The organism is Rhodococcus sp. MS13 (genome assembly GCF_013277835.1).
Taxonomy (GTDB): Bacteria; Actinomycetota; Actinomycetes; order Mycobacteriales; family Mycobacteriaceae; genus Rhodococcus_F; species Rhodococcus_F erythropolis.
Genome location: NZ_VBTL01000014.1, coordinates 167,816 through 188,565, shown reverse-complemented (window position 1 = coordinate 188,565; position 20,750 = coordinate 167,816). Strand labels below are relative to the sequence as shown.

Genomic DNA, 20,750 nt, shown 5'->3' with positions numbered 1-20,750 from the left:
GACTCATGCCGCGACCAACCACCTACCAATGACATTCGGTGCACGCAGCCTGCATCGCTCCGCTCTGTCTCCGCGCACAGGGCTCCGGACAGTTACCCTCGATCGATGCACCCTCTCCCCGAGACAGGCCAGTTGCCTCCCGGACCGATGGCCTTACAGGTGGAACACCTCTGCATGGCGTTCGGCGCGAAAGTTGCTGTGAACGACCTTTCCCTCGCGGTGCCCTCAGGTTCGTTGTTCGGCCTGGTGGGCCCTAACGGTGCGGGAAAAACGACCACACTGTCGATGGCTGTCGGATTGCTTCACCCGCACTACGGTCGCAGCCTGGTGTACGGCTACGACGTGTGGAACGACCCTGTGGCAGCGAAGAGTCTGCTCGGCGTTCTACCCGACGGTCTGGCGCTACCCGCCCAGTTCACCGGCCATGAACTACTCACCTATTTCGGACGCCTGCGCGGCATGCCAGAGGACGTCATCGCGTCACGACGCGACGAACTGTTGGCCGCGCTCGATCTCACCGATGCAGGTGGAACGGTCATCGCCGACTATTCAGCGGGTATGACGAAGAAAATCGGGTTGGCCTCGGCCTTGTTGCACGGCCCTCGCTTACTGGTACTGGATGAGCCGTTCGAAGCTGTCGACCCCATTTCTTCGGCCGGAATTCGGAGCATTCTGCTCTCGTTCGTCCACTCAGGTGGCTCGGTCATTCTTTCCAGTCACGTGATGGCCCTTGTCGAACAACTGTGTACTCACATCGGAGTCATCGCAGACGGGCGCGTCGTGGCTTCAGGAACGGTCGACGAGGTGCGCGCAGGCAACACTCTCGACGAGGCATTCGTTCGCGTTGTCGGCAGCCGCAGTCCCAATCCCGACGGACTGTCATGGATGCGCGCATGACCACCACCAGCTTTTCTCCGACACACTGGAACACGGCGGACTCTGTGTGGCGCACGGTCCTTCGAATGCGCATGACCCTCTACAAACGTCAGTTCACCGGCGGAAGAGCTGTAATCAAGGTCATTGCAGCGTTGTTCGGGGTTCTGGGGGCAGCTCTACTGTGCCTACGAGCTTCGGGAACAAACGGTGTTTCTCCCGAACTCGCCAGCGGCACAACCAGTCTCGCACTGTCGGCTATCGGCGTGATGTGGATCTTGATGCCGATCATGTCTGGTCTGTCAGATGACAATCTTCACCCCAGACATTTCCAACTACTCCCCCTGGAACCCGTCCGACTCGCCAGAGCACTGTTCTCGACGTCGCTGGTCGGTATGACCGTGCCGATTACCGCGTTGGCTGCAGCAGCGATACCGATCTATGCAGCAACCCACCATGCTGCCGCGTTGCCTCTGGCGATCGTTGCGTGGCTCACAACGGTCCTGCTGATGGTCGGCACCTCACGGGTCGCGATGCTGGCGATGTCGCAGCTCCTGCGGAGTCGTCGCAGCCGCGAACTGGGACTGTTGGCATTCGGCACGTTCTTCGGCGGACTGTATCTGCTGCAATTTCCGCTGCAGAGTCGCCTCGGCACGGTCGTGGACGGCGACGTCACGTGGCCGCTCACGGTCGCGCATTCGATACCGTTCGCGTGGGGAATCACCAGTGTCGACGCAGCAGCAGGAGGCGCCTGGCTCCTCGCCGCCGGAGCAGTCCTCGCCCTGGTGCTGGCCGATCTCGCACTGCTGTGGTCATGGCAACGCCTGGTCGTTCGCTACTTCAACGGGAAGGTCGCAGAATCAGCGGGCGCCACTTCCGTGCAATTGAAGAACCAGGGCCGCGACATTCGAACCGGTTGGCGCGCATCCCGACTGGGCACCGTCATCTCTCGCGAGCTTTCGCTCTGGCACGGAGACATGCGCCGACGAACACAACTGCTCTCCGTTGCCATCATGACCTTGGTCTCCGGCTTCGGACCGCTGATCTCGTCATCGATCCCCTTCTCCGCCGCATGGGGTGCCTGGTTCCTGATCTACCTGGCAATGGCAGCCGGATCGAATCTGTACGGATTCGACGGCGCATCGATCTGGCATCTGGTGATGATCCCCGAAGCCGCTTCCGCTGACGTCCGGGGCCGACAAATCGCGTGGGCAATCGTGATGACACCCTTCGTGGTCGTCGCAACAGCTGCTGTACGGATCTTCGGGGACCTCGGGACCGACCGACTGGCCGTGCCGATCGCCGTCGGCATTTCGATGATGGGAGTCGGTGCAGGATTGGTAGTGGCGATATCCGCCAAAGCGCCCTACCCGGTTCCGGAGATGAAGAAGACGTTCTCCTTCAACACCCGCGGGTCCTTCAACGGCTCGTCCTTCGGACTGATCATCCTCGCCATCGTCATCTTCGCCGCGACAACGGCGCCCGGCGTTCTACTCGGGGCGCTGCTACCAAACCCGGTGAACTATTTCGCCATCCCTGTCGCTGTTGCGATTGGTGCACTTGGTGCTTGGATCGGGGGCCGCGTCGCGATCACCCGTATGCAACGCGAGCCGGATCGGATTCTGTTCGCAGTTACCACCACATGATCGTTGCCCAGATAGTCCGAGAATTTCTGGGCGTCAGCGCAGTAGCCGCAGCTTGCACCAAAAAACTCAGTCTGGACAATCGGATCTATCAGGTAGCTAGGTAGGGCAGCCTCATCGGGTTCGGTCCTCGCATATCGCCGTCGCGCTTTCGTGACATAGCTTCCGCTCGAGCCGAACCATTGCCCTGGAAACATCGCACCACCAAGATGTTTGGCATGCCCCCGGAGCACCACGGTTCCGTACGTGTCGCCGAACGTCCCGGCCAATGCGGGAACTGCGCGCACCCGGCCCCTTCGCTCGAGCGCGGCTGGATCGAGCGCTGCCTCAGGTTCGCACCCCAACCCGCTCGGTGCGCAGAAATCCTGGTGATGGACCACTACACCGGAGCGATGGAATTCTGCCGGTGCCGACATCCGTTCCACGGGTCCTGATCGCGCCGGATCCTCGAGATCCGCTGCCGAGCCGAGTCCCTCGGCGCCCCGGCTCGACAGCGAAATCACACCTGAATCAGCTCAGCGAACTCAGCAGCGGCTCGAGCAGCTTGTAGAGCTCGAAGATGCCGATGATCGTTGAAATAGAACCCATGATGATCCTCCGTGATTCGTGAACTTTCCGTGACGTCGCGTCACAGGCAGAAAGCTAACAAACCCGGCATTCAAACGGGGACCTTGGATGTGTCCGGCAGATGAACTCCCTGCTGGCAGAGCCCTTTTGGTGACCAGCGTCATGTTCGACGAGAAATACGCCTCATCGTCACATCACCTGACCCTGACCGACCACAACATCGAAAGTCTGCCGGTTGTGGTCTCGCGATACTTCGCGCCAATTCCGCCCCATCCGGCTCTTGCTTTGTGCGCTGAATCCGATTACATTTCTCCACAATAACGGTACGCGTAACGAAATAACAAGACGCTCTACTGCACTGACCTATATACCCAGTGCCACAACCCTTCCGGACTCTTGCTGGGGCGGCGCTTCGTCGTGTCCAGAAGCTCCTCACTCCCCGATAGAAAGAGAGCACGATGACCACAGAGAGCATCTCCGGAAATCAGCCGCGACCGGTAGCAACTATCGCAAGCCTGACCCTGCTGATCGCTGCCGTGGCCGCGCTCGAAAGCATCATCGTCCCCGCACTCCCCCTGATACAGAGAGACTTCGGAGTGACGGCCGACGTCGGAGCGCTCGCATCCGTCGCTCTGACGTTGAGCACTGTTCTCGTCACGCCGATGGCCGGGCGAATAGCCGACGTGTACGGCGCCCGCCCCACCTTGCTCGCGATCACGACAATCGTCGTCCTGGGCGGCAGCGTGTCCGCTCTTGCAACGATCTTCCCGCTGTTCGTCCTCGGCCAGTTTCTCCAGGGATTCGGGCTCGGGTTGCTTCCCGTGAGCTTCGTGGTCCTACGACGCACTTTGTCCTCGGACCGACTGAAGACGGCCACGGGTTTGCTCGGGGCTGTCGTCGTGGCCGGCGGCGCTCTGGGAGTCGTATTGGCCGGGCCTGTCGCGGAAAACGTCTCACGCACCGCGATGTATGCAGTTCCGACCGCGTTCGTTTTGCTCGGCGCAATTGCTTTTGCCGTGAGCACACCACGAGATCACATGTCGAACGTCGGCGGCCGACTCGATTGGCCGGGAGCTGCCGGATTGGCTCTGGGGTTGTTGACGCTGACGGCGTGGCTGGCGAGCGCATCGAGCAACGGGTGGGGCGCACCGACGTCGATGCTGCTGCTTCTCGCTTCCGCTGCCGTGTTCACGATCTGGGCCAGGTATCAGAGCCGGACAACCGAGCCGATGGTCGACCTGACGATGATGCGGCATCGTTCGATGTGGAGCGCCGTGGTCGTCGGCGTGGTTTTCGGGTTCACCTACGGCGCTGTTGTCTATCTACTTCCGCAGCAACTCGCCGTGCCGGCAGAAAGCGGATTCGGCCGCGGTGCGTCGACCAGCGCCATCGGCTTCCTGCTGTGCGTCGGCTACGGCGCAGCGGTGATCGCGTCGGTGATCTCCGGAAAGCTCGCACAACGGGTCGGCACGAAAGCCATTGCGGTAGCGGGGGTTGCCTTTCTCGGCCTGAGCGGCGCCGTCGGGGTCTTTGCAACCACGATGTGGCAGATCGTTGTGGTGCTGATCCTTGCGGGTACCGGCGTTGCCGCCGCGTCGACGGCAGTGTTCGTCATCTCCGCCGACAGCGCACCGGCAGACCGCGTAGGTGTCACGACGGCAATAGTCACGATCGCCAGATCGCTGGGTTCTGCTGTTGGAACCCAAATTGCCGCCGGGATCATCGCGAGCGCGACTTCATCCGGCGGCCTTCCCCAGCACTCGGCATTCGCCACGGCTTTCGGAGTGGCGGCAATCGTTGCGATTGTCGGACTCGTTGTCGCGGTGACGATGCCGAAACCGGCGTCAACCGATGTTCAGTGGTCGTCGTCGTCCTCGTCGAAGTCTGCGACTCCGCGCTTCCAGTAACCCGTGATCAGGTGGTCGCCCGAACTCAGGCCGAGTTCGTCGCGTACGAATCTGCGAATCGGCTTGAGACTGGTGGCCTCACCGGAGATCCAGGCGTAGAGGCGCTCACCTTCGGGCACGGTGACCGTCCGGACTGCCTGCTCGAGTAGATCCGAGTGACCGGCTGGGACGTCACCGCGGTGCAGCCATCGCACCTCGACGCCTTCCGGAACAGTGAGTTGGATTTCCTGTGAAGGGTCGGTGATCTCGACGAACACCCACCCGGCGGCAGCAGCGGGCATCATCTCGAGCCAACGAGCAATGGCAGGAAGGGCGGTGATGTCACCGGCCAGCAGATAGCGGTCGTACGTCCATGGAACTACGACGCCGCCGGGCGGACCTGCCACGTGCACCCGAGTGCCGACGGTGGCCGCCTGAGCCCAATCAGAGGCGTACCCACCTTCGTGGAGCGCGAAGTCGAGGTCCAGCTCCCCCGCCTCGGCGTCGTATCGACGGACGGTGTACTCACGCGAGATCGGCAATGGACGAGGCCACTTCAGGCTGAATCCGTCGCGTTCGGGTAGACGCAAAGTTCCGTCTGCATCCGGGTACACCAGGCGGACATGCTCGTCGGGAGCGTGCGATTCGAAGCCCTCCAACTCCGGTCCACCCAAGGTCAGACGCAACAGTCCGGTCCCGACCATTTCGCTGCGAACAACTTCGAGTTCGCGAATGCCGATGGGGTACGGCACTTTTGCGCCGGTGGTTCCCGCCAGAACTTCGGCGATGGTCGCGAGGTGGTCTCCTCGGTTCATGAACTACCTTCCTTTTCCGGCGGAGCATTCCCCACCGGCACAGTGTTTTCGGAGAGATCGACTTCGTTGATCTCCGAAGTTACCCGGCGCACCGAACCCAATGCTGCCAGGAGCACCAGGCCCAGTGTCACACCGGCGAGCCCCAAGACCAGTAGCGCGGCGCCAGGCTCGAGCCACTGCCCGAGGAACCCGGCTGCCATCGAACCGATCGCCGTACCCGTGACGGCTTGCACCATCCACAGACTGGACACGCGTCCGCGCAATTCGTCCGGCGTGTTCTGTTGAAGGACTGCAAATCTCAGAATGTCGTTGAGTGCGCGGCCGAGGCCGAATCCGGCCAGGCCCAGGAACGCGACAATCGCTGCTCCCGACGCACCCAGTACCACCAGGCCGAGAGGCATCAGCGCAACAGAGATCAACATCGCGGCGCCGTTGCGGTGGACTCGTCCCGTCCACCCGCTGGTGAGGGAACCGACCACAGCGCCGACAGCGGGGGCGCCGTAGAGCAGACCGAGCATGGTGGGTCCGCCGCCGAGAACCTGGTCGACGAAGGCAGGCAGCAACACCATAGGCCCGCTGACGAACATGACCAACAGTCCGCTGATCAGGATGCCGCGAATGACTGTGTGCGTGCCGGCGAATTTCACGCCGGTCACAAGCGCGCGCATCGGGCTTTCGTGATTCGTGCCCGGTGCAGGGGAAGGGCCGATGGCTTGGAACAACGTGACAGTTGCTGCGGTGGCCACCGCAGCAACAAAGTGTGTCGCGGGGATGCCGCCGGAGGCGATGATCACGCCGGCGATTGCCGGCGAGATCATCGTCCCGATGTCGGTGGTCAGCGCTACCAAAGCGCCGGCCGCAGCCATCTTGTTGCGCGGCAACAACGTCGGCATCAAAGCCATCAAGGCCGAGCTGCTGACACCGCCGGCCAAGCCGTCGACGGCTGCCGCGACGTAGATGACCCACATCGACGGGTGTGGCAAGAGCGCATTGCACCCGAGAATGACAAAGCCGAGACCCGCAGCACTGCGGGCCAACTGGATGGTGCGTCGCCGGTCGTAACGATCAGCGAGCACACCGCCGAACAGGCTGCCGAAGAACATGGCGATGGCCATCGCCGTGGACACTCCGGCAACCTGCAAGGTCGAGCCGGTGAGCTGGTACGTCTGTGCGGGAACGGCTACGACGAGCAGTCCGATCCCGAGCAGCGAGATCAATCGCGCGGAAAACGCGTACCTGAATGGACGGCTGGTCCGCAACGGTGAAACATCGATCACCAGCCCACCGAATCGAGTCATGCGAAGGTCTGGCCGATCAGGTCGAGCGTAGCCATTGCGCCGTCGTAGTCAGGACGGTAGCTGGTGGCGGGGAGCTCGAACGTCGTGCCTGCCTTGAAGGACGGCAGCTGCGAGTAGAGCGGATCGGTGGCAAGTTCGGCCATCGGGCGACCGGACACCGGAATCACAAAGGCGACAGGAGCATCGGCGACCTGCGAGAGCAGTTCCGGGCTGACCTCGAACGAGTCACCCGAGCCGAAGAGCTGCGGGTTGCCGGCCTTGGCCATGACGTCGTCGGCCTTGAAACCGAGCTCGGCGAGCATTGCGGGGAGCGCTGCCGTCGGCGGCACGAGGTACGGCTTGTTGTTGGCGAGCGAGAGAATGTAGACGACGTTGCCCTCGGGAACCTTGATCTTGCCCTTGACCTCTTTGACCTTGTCGTCGTACGCGCTGATCAGTGCCGGAACCTTGTCCGAACGACCTGCGGCATCGGCGACGATCTCGAGCTGCTTGTCCCAGTTGGCAACCGTCTTGGGGACCAACACGGTGGGTGCGATAGCAGTCAGCTGGTCGTAGAGTTCCTCGGCCTGAACCGAGGTGATGCCCTGTCCACCGCCGATGATCAGGTCGGGTTCAGCCGCCGCGACGGCTTCGATGTTGAGCTGCTCGCCGGCCGGCAATTCCTTGGTGCCCTGCGCCTTTGCGGCATCCGACCATGCCGGCGGGAATCCACCGTCGAGGTTCGTGACACCGAGGACGCGGGTATCGGTGGCAACCACCGGTGCGTCCAGGGCGTACAGGTATCCGGCGAGACCGCCGCTCAGAACCACGATGCGCTCCGCCGACGCGGGCACGGTGACCGAGCCCTTTTCGGTTTCGATCACGCGCGTCGTGGGCTCTGCAGCCTTGGTCGGTTCGTCGTTCGAATCGCTACTGCAACCGATCATCGCCACGAGTGCGACGATCAGCAACCCTGCGATGGCGACGAATCGTCGCCAACTCCGTATCGCGAGGGGCGGTGTGGACTTCATCATTGAGCTCCCATTGTGTTTCAACTGTGTGGTTTTCAAACTATGTGGCCGTGCGTTTCGACAAATGGCTGTCGAGCAGCGGGGCAATTGCCGCCCACCCGGCTGGGGTCACCAATCCGGCGTGGTCGTACGGCAGATGGTGTACTGCCATGTCCCGGTCCCCGCGGACTCTGCGCCAGCGATCGGCCAGCAGCTGTCCGGACGCCTCGGCGTCGGCGGTGATCAGAGTAACCGGTCCGTCGTAGGTTGTGTCAGTCGAGCGGGCCACGAGCAAACGAGTGGCATCAAAACCCGCCCGAACATCCTCGACCAGTCCCGTTGCCTGAGTGAGGATCTCGGGTGGCAGGGCGGCGGCCAGATCTCGGTCGTCGGCATCGTCGCGACCGCGATCGTCACGATCTCCCAGTGGATGAGTATCGATCAGACCGGCGAACTCCACCCTCTCGCCGATACCGACCAGCTGAGCCGCCATCGCGGCAACGACGTTGCCACCGAACGAGTAGCCGAGCAGGTGGTACGGCCCGCTCGGCTGAACGCCCCGAATCGTGTCGACGTACATCGCTGCCAGTTGGTCCACGTTCGTCGGTTCGAGTGGCTCACCGGCAACTGTGGGAAGTTGCAGGCCGAACAGTGGACGGTCAGCCTCGAGGACACCGATCAAAGGTGCAAAGGGCCAAGCGAATCCACCGGCCGGATGCACGCAGAACAGTGGTTCTTCGCTGCCTTCGGCTCGGAGTGTCAGAAGGCGATCGCGACTTAAATCGATTTCGGACGCCGACTCGCCAAGGTGTGCTGCAAGTTCTGCAACTGTCGGACGGGCCATCAGCGTTCCCACACCGACGCTCACCGACAGGTCATGCTCCATCTCCCCCACCAGTCGCATGGCTCGAAGCGAGTCGCCGCCGAGATCGAAGAAGCTCTCGTCGGGATCGACGGCCTCGACGCCGAGTACCCGCGCAAAGACCTGGCACAGTTGCCTTTCCATCTCGGTTCGCGGTGCTCGGGCCGCTGCTCGGGCGGGGGGTGCCGGCAACGCACCGCGGTCCAGTTTTCCGTTGGGCGTCAGCGGAATCGAATCCACGACGACGATGTCCGACGGAACCAGGTGTGCCGGTACGCGTTCCCGCAACGCAGCTCGCAGATCGGTTGAATCAGCGCCGGGTTCTTCGATGACGTACCCGACCAGTCGCGGCGGCCCACCGCCTTCGCTACGGACTGACGCTGCCGCTCTCAACACTCCCGGCAACGACGCCAGCGCGGATTCCACTTCACCCAATTCGATCCGAATGCCTCGGATCTTGACCTGATGGTCTGCGCGACCCAGATATTCGAGTTCGCCGTCGCGGCGACGCAGAACGACGTCACCCGTGCGGTACATGCGGTGACCGACCGAGTAGGGATCAGCGACGAATACGGAAGATGTCAGCGCGGTCCGGTGAAGGTAACCCATCGCCGTTCCGTCACCGGACATGTACAGCTCGCCCGCCGCTCCGATCGGAACCTCCCGCAGCCCCGAATCGAGTACCCGCGCGGACGCGTTCAGAATCGGACGACCCAAGCACGGTGTCTCGCTCCCCTGAACCGGGGATCCCATCGCGTTGATCGTGAACTCCGTCGGCCCGTAAAGGTCGTACCCGTCGACACCGTCCTGATCGCGCAATCGCGACCACAGTTCGGCAGGTACAGCTTCTCCTCCGAGCATCACCAACACAGGCGTCCGCTCCCCGTCGAGGAGACCGGCGGCCATCAGTTCCCGTGCATACGAGGGGGTTACATTCACGACGTCGATACCGACTTCGCGGTAATGCTTCACCAGAGACGCGGGGTCCAGTCGCGCCTGCTCGTCGATCACGTGAACTTCATGCCCCGCGAGCAACCAGAACAGTTCCTCCCACGACATGTCGAACGAGAACGAGACTGTGTGCGCGATGCGCAAACGTCGGCCACCCACACTGTTTTCGGTCGGAGTGAAGATCTCGGCCTTGTGATTGTGATACATCGTCGTCAACCCGCGGTGACCCACCACGACGCCCTTGGGTTTTCCGGTACTGCCCGAGGTGTAGATGACGTAGGCAGGCTGGTCCGGTGAGGTCGGCCCGCACACTGCGGCCTCGTCGACGACAGGTGCCGGGGACTGCCCGTCGAGTACCCCGGTTACGTCCGGGTCGTCGAGGACCAGACATACCTGTCCGTCCGGAACAACAAGGTCACGCGTCTGAGTCGTGGTGATCACCAGCGCCGCATCGCTGTCGAGGATCAGTTCGCGCAGGCGTGCCGGCGGGTGAGCCAGATCCAAGGGAAGGTATGCCGCTCCGGTTCTCATGACCGCGAAGATCGCTACGACGTGATCGGCGGTACGCGGAAGTGCGAGCGCCACAACACGGGTCGATCCCGCGCCTGGCACCGACTGCCCCAGCGCCGAAGCGAGTATCCGTGCCAGCCTGTCCACTCGAGTGTTCATCTCGGCTGCGCTCAGTGTGACGTCTCCGAAGACCAGCGCCGTCTCGTCCGGAGTTGCCGCTGCCCTTTCGCGGAGCAAGGCGTCCACGCTACCGCCTGCCTGGTCCGGCCGCGGCATCACAATGTGCTCCGAAGCGAATTCCGCGGGGGTGTGCGAAAGCGGAACCGCCGTGTCCGCCACCGTGGCGGTATCGGAATTCGCCATCACTTCGAGGATCGTGATGGTGCGTGAAAGAACGTCCCGAGCCACGTCGTGGGGAATCAGGTCGGGACGATTTTCGAGAGTGAGCGCCATCGGCGCATCCCCGACCCCCGGATCCACGTCGAGCGTGAGCGCATAGTGGGTGCCGTCCACTGCGTCGAACCCGACGATTCCACTGCGCCCGAACGTGTCTCGACGTGCCTGTTCGTCACGAGGCGTGTTGCGGAAGACGTAGAGCGTGTCGAACAGTGTTGCGAACCCAGCGCTTCGCTGCACGTCGCCGAGCCCGAGCTGGTGATGCCCCAGCAGCGAACCCTGTTCACGGAACAGGCGTCCGAGCAACGCCGAGATCTCCTCGCCTGGCCGGACCCGGACACGCACGGGAATGGTGTTGAGCGCCAAGCCCACCATGCGGTCGGCGCCCTCGACCTCGGGTGAACGTCCCGAAACCGTCGATCCGAAGACCACGTCGTCACGCCCCGTCACGGCGCGCAATGCCAGGCCCCACGCCGCAGAGACGACGGTGGACAGCGTCACTCCGCTACGTCTGGCCAGCTCGCGAACGTGCTCGGTGATGCTCTGTTCGAGCTGAACCCGGGTGAACACCGGCAACGGAGCGCGTCCGCCTGATCCCGTACCACCCACGAGTGTGGGTTGCCCGAGATCCGCGAGGTAGTCCTTCCAGGACGAGAGGGCGTCCGTGCGATCCGCTTCGGCGATCCATCGCAGGTGATCACGGAAGTCCGCAGGCTTGTCGAGCGCGCCGTCGAGTCCAACCGGGTCCGTGCCGTGAGTGCGAGCAAACTCGTAGAGCGCAAACAACTCCGCGTACATCAAGGTCTGCGACCAACCGTCGGTCAGCAGGTGGTGCTGAGTGAAGACGAGATGCGCTCCCCCACCCGGTAACCAGACCAGCACCATTCGAATGAGTGGTGGTGCACTCAAGTCGAAGAGCGTACCGAATTCGGCCTCGTCGACGGCGCGAACCTCGCGATCGATGTCCTCGGTCGCAACTGCGCTCAGATCGATCTCGCGGAAAGGCATTTCGGCTGCCCTGGGCACGAACTGCACCGGAGTGTCGAAACCGGCGTGTGTGAAGCCGGCCCGCAGGTTCGGATAGCGCCGCAAGAGCGCATCCCCCGCTGCTCGGAGTGAGCGAACGTCGACGGCAGCATCGGCGGAGAACTCGAATCGCGGCTGCATGTGATAGACATCCGTACCGCCCGCGCCGTCGAGAACCGACTGGAAGTACATGCCTTCCTGCAAGGGACCGAGTGGCAACACGTCCTGCCAGCCCGGGCTCAGCGACTCGAGCCGTGCCCGACGATCCGCATCGACGTTTACGAGTGGGCTCGGCACACGATCCGGCGCGGTGTCGGGCAATGCCTTTCGGTCCACCTTGCCGTTGAGGGTGAGCGGGAGTGCTTCGAGCACCGTGATGCTCTGCGGCACCATGTGCTCAGGGAGCAGCCGCGCAATCTCCTTGCGCACCAGTACCGAATCGAGCGTGGTTCCACCTTCGGGAACCACATATCCGTGCAGACTTCCGGTGCCCGCCGCATCGACACGGACGGTGGCTGCCGCGCGGAACACACCGGCCACCGATCCGAGCGCGCCTTCGACCTCGCCGAGCTCGATACGGAAACCGCGAACCTTCACCTGATCGTCCGCACGACGAAGGAAGTGCAAAACCCCTCGCCTGCGTCGGACCAGATCGCCGGTGCGGTAGAGACGTGCCCCCGGCAGAGAAGGATCGGCAACGAACCGAGCGACGGTCAGATCGGGGCGATTCAGGTATCCGCGGACCACCTGCGCACCACCCAGATACAGCTCGCCCGCAACGCCTTCCGGAACCTCACGCAGGTCGTCGTCGAGGATTCGCACGTGCACGTCGGTCCAGGGCTGACCGATCGTGACTCGGTCGCCGGTCGTGATGACCGAAGATGTCGCCCACACCGTGGCCTCGGTGGGTCCGTAGACATTCCGGACCGAAGCAGCGTTGGCCACCAGATCGTCAGCCAGATCCTGAGGGAGGGCTTCCCCTCCCACCAGGGCTCGCACCATGGCGAGTCCGACTGCGTTCTCGTGTTCGGTGACCACTCGCCACAGCGCCGGCGTTGCCTGCATCACTGTCGCATCGCTTGCGATGATCAACGCCGACAACGCATCCGGATCGCGAACCGTCCTGCGGTCTGCGATCACGACAGTCGCGCCCGCTGCGAGCGGGCACAGCAACTCGAGTGCGGCGATGTCGAACGACACCGTTGTCACCGCGACGATGCGATCGCCCGGCCTGATCCAGCAATCCTCGAGTACCGTGTCCGCGAAGGCCGCGAGGTTGCCCGTCGAGACCATCACGCCCTTGGGGCGACCCGTCGAACCGGAGGTGTGGATCATGTAGGCGAGGTGATCACCCGCCGCGGGCGGTGAAGGAAGCACAACGCCCGAGTTGGTGAACTCACCGTCCACGAAGACACTCGTGGCGACCGTCGACGGAAGTTGCCCTGCGCTGTCGATACTGGTCAGGACACACACCGGGGCCGCGTCCTCGATCATGAACTCGAGCCGCTCACTCGGGTAGTCGACGTCGAGTGGCAGGTACGCCGCACCAATACGCAGTACCGCGAGCAGTCCGGCCACCAGATCCGCATCTCGATCGAGCGCGACGGCGACTACCTTCTCGGGTCCGGCGCCGGCCGCGAGAAGTTCGCGGGCCAGCTCGTCGACGCGCGCCGACAGTTCCCCGTAGGTAATTCCGACCTCGCCGGAGATCACCGCGACGTCGTCGGGGTGACGGCTGACGTGTCGAGCGAACAACTGCGAGATCCCCGACGGCGGCGTCGCGCGTCGGCCCGGATCGCGATCCCACTTGCTTTCCGACAATCGCAGATCCGCGACGACAGTGCTGTTTTCGTGACCGAGGACCGCGATCACACCGTCGAGCAATGCGTCCGCAGTCGCGGCGTCGAACAGCCCGGCATCAACCGTCAATCGAAGTTCTGTTGCGGTTCGGACGAATTCGAGGTCGACGCTATTTCCGGGCGAGTGACCGACACGGGCAGCGAACAGACTGCTGGTGGGACGCCCGAGTAGATCGGCGATTCGGTCCAGGCTGACATCGGAATGCGCAAGTGCCTCAGAGACAGCGTTTTCGACTCGTCGAACGACATCGGCAATTCTCGGCCGACCGGACAGATCGACCCGAATCAGGCTGTCAGTCCCTTCCGAGAACAGTCCGACCGCAAGGTCCCGACCGCCACCGAAGCCGTTCAGCGTCGCCGCCACTGCGGCCAACAGCACCGCGTCGAATCCTGATCCGTCACCGAACCGAGCATCGCGTAGCTGACGAACGTAGGTGTGCGGGCGGCACTCTTCGCCGCGCGGGCGATCGTAGGGAAGGTCCGTTTCGAGGGGCAAGCCCGCGAGCGTGCGAACCCAATACCGCTCGTGATCAGGATTTCCCGCCACTGCCGGGGCGCGGAACGTCGCCACGGTCACGGCGGGTCGATCGACGACAGCAACCGAATCCGGCGAGAACTTCTTCTGATCGACGCGTGCGGCCATTGCAAGACCGAGGGGGGTCGGGGTGTCGAAGACATCGGAGACGACGACGCGTATTCCCAGCTTCCGCAGACTTCCCACCAACCGCATCGCTGTGAGCGAGTGACCGCCGAGAGTGAAGAAATTGTCACCCGGATCGACGTCGGGAATCTCCAACACCGTTGCGACACAGGCGCACACTGCATCGACGACCGCTGGATCGACATCGATCGCTTGATCAGACGCGGCCGCCTTTTTCGTGACAGCCACCATTTTTGTGACAGCCACCGCATCGGCAACGCGGCGGGTCTGTCGGACAACCGAGAGCACCGCGGATGCGGGAGCTGTCGGCTCGGTCAGCAACCCACGCAGGATCTCCGCGAGCCGTGTGACCATTCGCTGCGCCGTGGCTTCGGAGACAACTGCCGGATCGTGGTACAGGACCAGATCCAGACCGGTGCTCGGCGGCGCCATCAACGTCATCGGATAGTGCGTGACTCCGCGGTTGGTGAATCCCTCGACTCGAAGTGTGTGCGATGCAGGCTGTCCCGCACCGGAGTTCGGGAAGTTCTCGAACACCAGGAGCGTGTCGAACAGTTGACCGATCCCGGCGATGCGTTCGATCTCGGCCAAACTGGTGTGCTCGACGTCCACGATGTCGAACTGCGCGTTCTGCAGACCGACGAACTGATCCAGCAAGGGCTGATCCGCGACGATGTCGAGGCGGGCCGGAATCGTGTTGCTGAACAACCCGACCATTCCCTCCACCCCGGAGAGTTCGGCAGGTCGGCCGGACACCGTGGCCCCGAACACGACGTCCCACTGTCCCGTCGCTTCGGCGAGCGCCGCCGCCCACGCACCCTGAACCAGGGTGTTGACCGTCAGCGCTCGCGCACGACCGAGTTCGATCAGCGCTTCGGCGTCCGATGTCGCGAGAGGAACCTCGAGCGCGACGGGCACACTTCGCGGCGCCCCTGCGTCGGCAACGAGAGTCGGCGCGGTGAGCCCACGCAGACGCTCACTCCACACTGCGCGGGCAGAGTCCTGATCACGGCCGGCGATCCATGCCAAGTAGTCGCGATACGGCGTCGGCGCAGGAAGGTGCGCATCGCCGTCGTGGTAGACGTTCATCAGCTCGCGCAGGACGATCGGAGTCGACCACCCGTCGGTGAGCAGGTGATGCGCATTGAGGACCAAACGGTGCACCCCGCCGGGCAGCCGAATCAGCAGCGCACGCAGCAGAGGCGGTGTACTGACATCGAAGACGTAATCGGCGGCCTCGTCCTCGAGCTGATCTGCAGAGCGGAATGCAGTGTCAGCTGGAACGGAGGTCAGGTCGACCGAACGCCACTCGACTTTTGCACCGCGCGGAATGATCTGAACGGGCCGTTCGAACTGCTCGTAGTGGAAAGCTGCGCGTAGGTTCGGGTGCCTGTCGATCACGGTCTCGAACGCGTCGGCCAACTTCACCTCGTCCAACGGGCCGGAGAGGTCGAAGCGTGCAGTAAGTGTGTAGACGTCTGCTTCGCCGTCACGGACCGCGTGGAACAGGAGGCCTTCTTGTAGCGGCGAGAGCGGAAGTACATCGGCAAGCGGTCCGTGGACGGCTTCGAGTTCGTTGATCCCGGCTTGATCGACCACCGCGCCCTGGCCGAAGATCGTCGCCGAGCAATCGGAAGGCGTCAAACCACCCTCGAAGAGCGCGGCATGCGCGGTCAGTGCAGCGAGCGCACGTTCCCAATGCTCTTGCAGCTCGACGATCGTCGCGGCGTCGAGCACTGAACCCGCCGCAGTCCATTCGACTGCCAGCGTCGTCGAGTCGTCCTCTCGGACAAATGCGTTGAGCGCCAGCACTTCCGACATTGCCTTGCTCGCCGGTTCGATGACCGCGAATGGATCCTGCTCCGGCAATCGCCATCCGGTTCCGGGTAGGGACGGGAAGCGGCCGAGATAGTTGAGCAACAGTTCAGGTGTAGCGCACGCGGAAAGGTCACGTGCGGTGTCGCGATCCAGATGCCGCAGAACTCCGTAGCCGACTCCACCTCCGGGTACGGCGCGTTTTGCTTCCTTCACCGCACGAAGCAGATGCCCGGCAGCTGCTCCGCCGCTCAGTGCGTCGGCAAGATCGTCTGCGGTGAGCAGTGCATCGGTGGGAACCCGGACGGGGAACTCACTGGTGAACCACCCGATGGTTCCGGCGAAGTCGGTATCGCTGGTGAGCGCGTCGCGGCCATGGCCTTCGACGGTGACTGTCTGCGCGGGCAGCCCGATGAGGCCGCGACTGTGCTGCCATGAGCGCAAGGCAAGCATCAAACCCGCGAGAAGCACTTCGTCGGCCTTGGCTCGATACGCCGCCGGAAGTGTGGTCAAAAGCGCGTCGGTGACAGCCGGGAGTGCAACAGTTGTCGTGCGAGAGGCGGTTGCGGTGACGTCGACTTTCGGGTCGAGACGACGACTGCCGATCGGCTCGTCGTCCGCCTGTACCGACGCGGACTTCCAGTACTCGAGCTCTGAGGCCCTGCTGCCCGAGGCCCCGAATTCTGCGAGCAACCCCGCGTATCGGCGCCACGAACTTCCGCCAGCACCCAGCCGGGCCGACCTACGCTCGCGCGCTGCATCGGTAGCTTCGTGGAGGTCTGGAAGCAGAATTCGCCAGGACACACCGTCGACGATCAAATGGTGAGCCACGACGATCAAGTGGTCGGGTCGACCGGCCGCGGTATTGACCAGTACGACTCGCAGGAGTTCACCGGCGCGCGGGTCGAGACTCGCCGCCGACGCCTCCGCGAGCTCTCTGATCCGGGGCAGCTCCGAGGTGTCGGACACCTCGCGAACGAGTCCCTCGCTGCGCACCGCGCCGGCGTCCCGGACGATCAATTCGGTAGTGCCGCTGTCATTGTCACGGCGCAGGAGCAGACGTAGAGCGTCATGGTGATCAAGGATCGTCTGCACGCCGGACTGCAGGTCGCCCAGCGAGAGGCCGTCGTCGATGCGCACTGCGGTCCACTGCGCGTAGCCCGCGATTGCCTCGTCTGTCGGATTCTTGTCGATCAGTGCCCGAACGATCGGCGGAGCGATCACGGTGCCGGTCGCCACGTCCGCAACCGAGGCTACGGCGTCGGCGTCATCGGCAATCTCACGCGCCGCAGCGGCGATGGTTCCCAGATCTCGCTGTGCAAGTAGCTCTTTCGGAGCGACGACCAGTCCGCGCACCCGCAGGCGACTGCTGACACTGATTGCCGTGATGCTGTCACCACCGAGGCCGAAGAAATCCTCCTCCACGCCGACGCGTTCGCGGCCGAGCACCTCGGCCACCACGTCACAGAGGATTTCCTCGTGTGGTGTGGATGCAGCGCGACCTTCCGATTCGGTAGCCGGCGCAGGTAGTGCCGCACGATCGAGCTTTCCGTTCACCGTGACGGGTAGTTCGTCCAGAACGACGATTGCGGCGGGAACCAGATGATCCGGTACGCGACCGGCGAGGTCTCGGCGCAATTCTTCCTGCGGCGGAAGCGTCGTACCGGCGGCGGCTACAACGTAGCCGACCAGGCTGGGCCGTCCTCCATCCGTACGGATCAGCGCGGCGGCCGCGCCGATTCCGGGCACCGATCCGAGAACAGCCTCGACCTCGCTCAACTCGACGCGATGTCCGCGGATCTTCACCTGCTTGTCGCTACGACCGATGAAGTCGTATCCCCGCCCGGGTACCCAGCGCGCGACGTCCCCGGCGCGGTACATCAAATCTCCCGGAGCCCCGAAGGGATCTGCGACAAAACGCTCGGAGGTCGCGCCGGCGCGACCGAGGTATCCCCTGGCCAATTGCGGTCCGGCCAGATAGAGCTCACCTCGTTCGCCGTCGGCGACCGGCGCGAGCGCGCTGTCGAGCAGGTACGCACGGGTTCCCGCGAGCGGGTACCCGATACGCGGTCCGGCACCTTCGACCGTGGTCGCGATCGCGTCGACCGTCGTTTCGGTGGGGCCGTACAGGTTTCGAGCGGGAACGCCGGATTCGATGATCGCGTCCCACAGTGCGGGCGGTGCCGCCTCGCCGCCCACGACAAGCAGGTGCAGCCGCTGCGTGCGCAGCAATCCGTTGTCCACCATCGCTGCCGCCATCGACGGCGTCGTGTCGACCACGTCGACGCAATCTCGCTCGAACGCCGCGACCAGGGCAACGGCGTCCTTCTGCAGTTCTTCGTCGTATACGTGCACCCGATGACCACACAGCAGCCACAGCAGTTGATCGAGAGACGCGTCGAAGGCGAACGACGCCGTATGCGCGGTGTGCAGTTGCCGGTTTCCGACGCGCGCGGCCGTGTCCCGGTAGATGGTGGCGCGGTGATGGTGAAGCAGGTGCGCCAATCCACCGCTTCTGACCAACACGCCCTTCGGCTTGCCTGTCGATCCCGAGGTGTAGATGACGTACGCCAGGTGATCGCCATGCCGCGCCGTCGCCAGTTCACCGAGTTCGAGTGGAAACTCGGAATGGGCACGGAGTTCTTCGCGCACTTCGTCGGAATCGAGTACGAGCGGGTCGGGTCGAGAATCTCCGACGAGTTGCTCGGCCAGCGCGGAAGTGGTGAGCACCACCTTCGGTTGCGCGTCGTCGATCAGATCCCGCAACCGCTCGGCCGGGTGCTGCGGATCCAGGGCCACGTACGCTGCGCCCGCGTTCAGTGTCGCGAGCAGAGCCACCACCATCTCGGAGGTACGCGGAAGCGCAAGTCCGACAATGTCGTCCGGGCCGACATCGCGAGCCCGAAGCAACCGGGCGAGTTTGTGGACGCGGCCACCGAGTTCTGCGCCTGTCAGACGTTCCTCACCGCACACCAGGACCGTGTCATCCGCATGATCGGCGACGATGCGGTCGAAGACGTCCGGGACGAGGGCGACGGAGCCAGGCACAGGTTCAATTTCACGGCCGGCAAGGATCCGCGCAGCTTCGGGTGCCGGCATCATCTGCACCTGTCCGACGGCAGGGTCTCCCTCCCCCACCATCGCGTTGACGATGCTCACGAAACCAGCGAGGCGACGCTGAACCGAATCCCGAGTGTTGGTGCGCGCGTCCACTTCGAACCCGAGGAGAACTTCGCCGTCCGCGATGGGGGTGACCGTCAAACCCAGGTCCTCGGGCGGACCTCCGGCGACGTTACGTAGTACACCCACAGCGCCGGCGAAATCGAGGGCGAAGTCGAAAGCCTTGAGATTGATTCCGATCCCGTGAAGCAGTGCGCCGGTGCCGGCGACGCCCAGGTCCCGAGCAAGATTCTCACCGCGGTAGCGCTGGTGTGCGCGCAGGCTTTTCATCGTGGCGGCCACCTGCTTGCTCAGGTCACCGAGTCGATCGTGGCTGCGAATCGTCAACCGGAGAGGCAGAACGTTGACTGCCATGGCCGGCGTCTTGAGTGCCGTGCGGCCTACGCGCGCCATGAGTGGCATCGCGATGACAACATCCGTCTCACCGAGCAACCGGTGGAGAAACGCGCCGTAGCAGGCGATCAGTGCCTCGGCCCACGTTGTTCCCGTCGCGTCTGCCACCTCTTTGAGGCGGTTGAGGGCGTCGGCGGTAATGACCTCGCGAACCTGGATCGTTCGTTCCGCCGGACCGGTGACCTGCTGGCCGCGTCCGTCCAACGCGGGCAACGGCGTCAGGACATCACGCCAGTAGTCACGATCTTCCGCGAACTGCTCGCCAGCCCGGTACGCCTCGTCCTCGCTGACCAGATCGGTCATAGAACCGAATCGCGTTGGCGCGACCTCGGTTCCCTTCTTCGCGGCCGTGTAGTGCGCGGCGACACGACGCGAAATCATGGCTGCGCTGTATCCGTCGACGATCAAGTGGTGATAGAGCTGGATGCACCAGATCTCGCGCTCGGACAGCCTGATCAGCGAGTACGTGTACAGCGGGCGCTCCACCATCAAGCGGCAGTACTCGGACGCCCGGCTGCGCTCGGCGTCGACCAATGCGTGCGCCACGGCTACGGGATCGCGCTCGTCACGGACGTCGGTGATCGGGATGACGCCAACCGGCTCGTCGGAGATGTACTGACGCGGGCCGTCCGCCGTCTCGATCATCCGCAGCCGCATGGTTTCGGCTTCGCCGATCGTCGCCCTGATGGCGGCCGTCAGAAGTTCGGTGTCGATCGGTTCGTCGCCCGAGATTTCGAGCACCTCACCGACGAGATAGCTCCGAGATTCGGGATCAAGCCTTTGTGCGTTCCAAATCCCGAGTTGAGCTCCTGTGAGAGCAAACGTAGCTTCGTTTGCCGCTCCGGAGTTCGAACCTGGAAGAACGCTCACACTGATCCCCTCGTCTGTGGACACACGTCACCCAAGGGTGACCTAACGTCGTTTTGGGTAGCCTAAACTAAATGTCGATGAATCGGGGAATCCGCCTCGCCGGTGACCCGAGAACCGACGGCTCCCGACGCGTTCACCAGAGGACACGCGCTTCTA

7 protein-coding genes are annotated in these 20,750 nt (G+C 63.6%); 3 read left to right on the top strand and 4 right to left on the bottom strand.

The window, feature by feature from the left end:
• Window positions 1–105: 105 nt before the first annotated feature.
• From FEZ59_RS29215 to FEZ59_RS29205, 3 genes are all read left to right on the top strand, one after another.
• Window positions 106–897, top strand: a complete 792-nt coding sequence (locus tag FEZ59_RS29215) for an ABC transporter ATP-binding protein (RefSeq protein ID WP_172933539.1) — start codon at window positions 106–108, stop codon at window positions 895–897.
• The gene (locus FEZ59_RS29210) at window positions 894–2,519 is read left to right on the top strand and encodes an ABC transporter permease (protein ID WP_172933538.1); all 1,626 of its coding nucleotides are present in this window, start codon (window positions 894–896) and stop codon (window positions 2,517–2,519) included. The genes FEZ59_RS29215 and FEZ59_RS29210 overlap by 4 nt, the downstream gene beginning before the upstream one ends.
• A gap of 1,022 nt (window positions 2,520–3,541) precedes the next feature.
• Window positions 3,542–4,990, top strand: a complete 1,449-nt coding sequence (locus FEZ59_RS29205; RefSeq protein ID WP_172933537.1) for an MFS transporter — start codon at window positions 3,542–3,544, stop codon at window positions 4,988–4,990.
• Here FEZ59_RS29205 and FEZ59_RS29200 read toward each other — a convergent pair.
• From FEZ59_RS29200 to FEZ59_RS29185, 4 genes are read right to left on the bottom strand one after another with little or no spacing between them, the layout of a single operon-like run.
• A complete protein-coding gene (locus FEZ59_RS29200; protein ID WP_172933536.1) occupies window positions 4,939–5,784 on the bottom strand; it encodes a siderophore-interacting protein in 846 nt (281 codons plus the stop codon). The two genes, FEZ59_RS29205 and FEZ59_RS29200, sit on opposite strands and share 52 nt — an antisense overlap.
• Window positions 5,781–7,061 (bottom strand): enterobactin transporter EntS, encoded by a 1,281-nt coding sequence (entS, locus tag FEZ59_RS29195; protein WP_346343259.1) that lies wholly within the window; start codon window positions 7,059–7,061, stop codon window positions 5,781–5,783. Before entS ends, FEZ59_RS29200 begins: the two co-directional genes overlap by 4 nt.
• A 17-nt stretch (window positions 7,062–7,078) precedes the next feature.
• The gene (locus tag FEZ59_RS29190) at window positions 7,079–8,092 is read right to left on the bottom strand and encodes an ABC transporter substrate-binding protein (protein ID WP_029538034.1); all 1,014 of its coding nucleotides are present in this window, start codon (window positions 8,090–8,092) and stop codon (window positions 7,079–7,081) included.
• A 40-nt stretch (window positions 8,093–8,132) separates the two neighbouring features.
• Window positions 8,133–20,594 (bottom strand): amino acid adenylation domain-containing protein, encoded by a 12,462-nt coding sequence (locus FEZ59_RS29185; RefSeq protein ID WP_346343258.1) that lies wholly within the window; start codon window positions 20,592–20,594, stop codon window positions 8,133–8,135.
• Window positions 20,595–20,750: the final 156 nt, after the last annotated feature.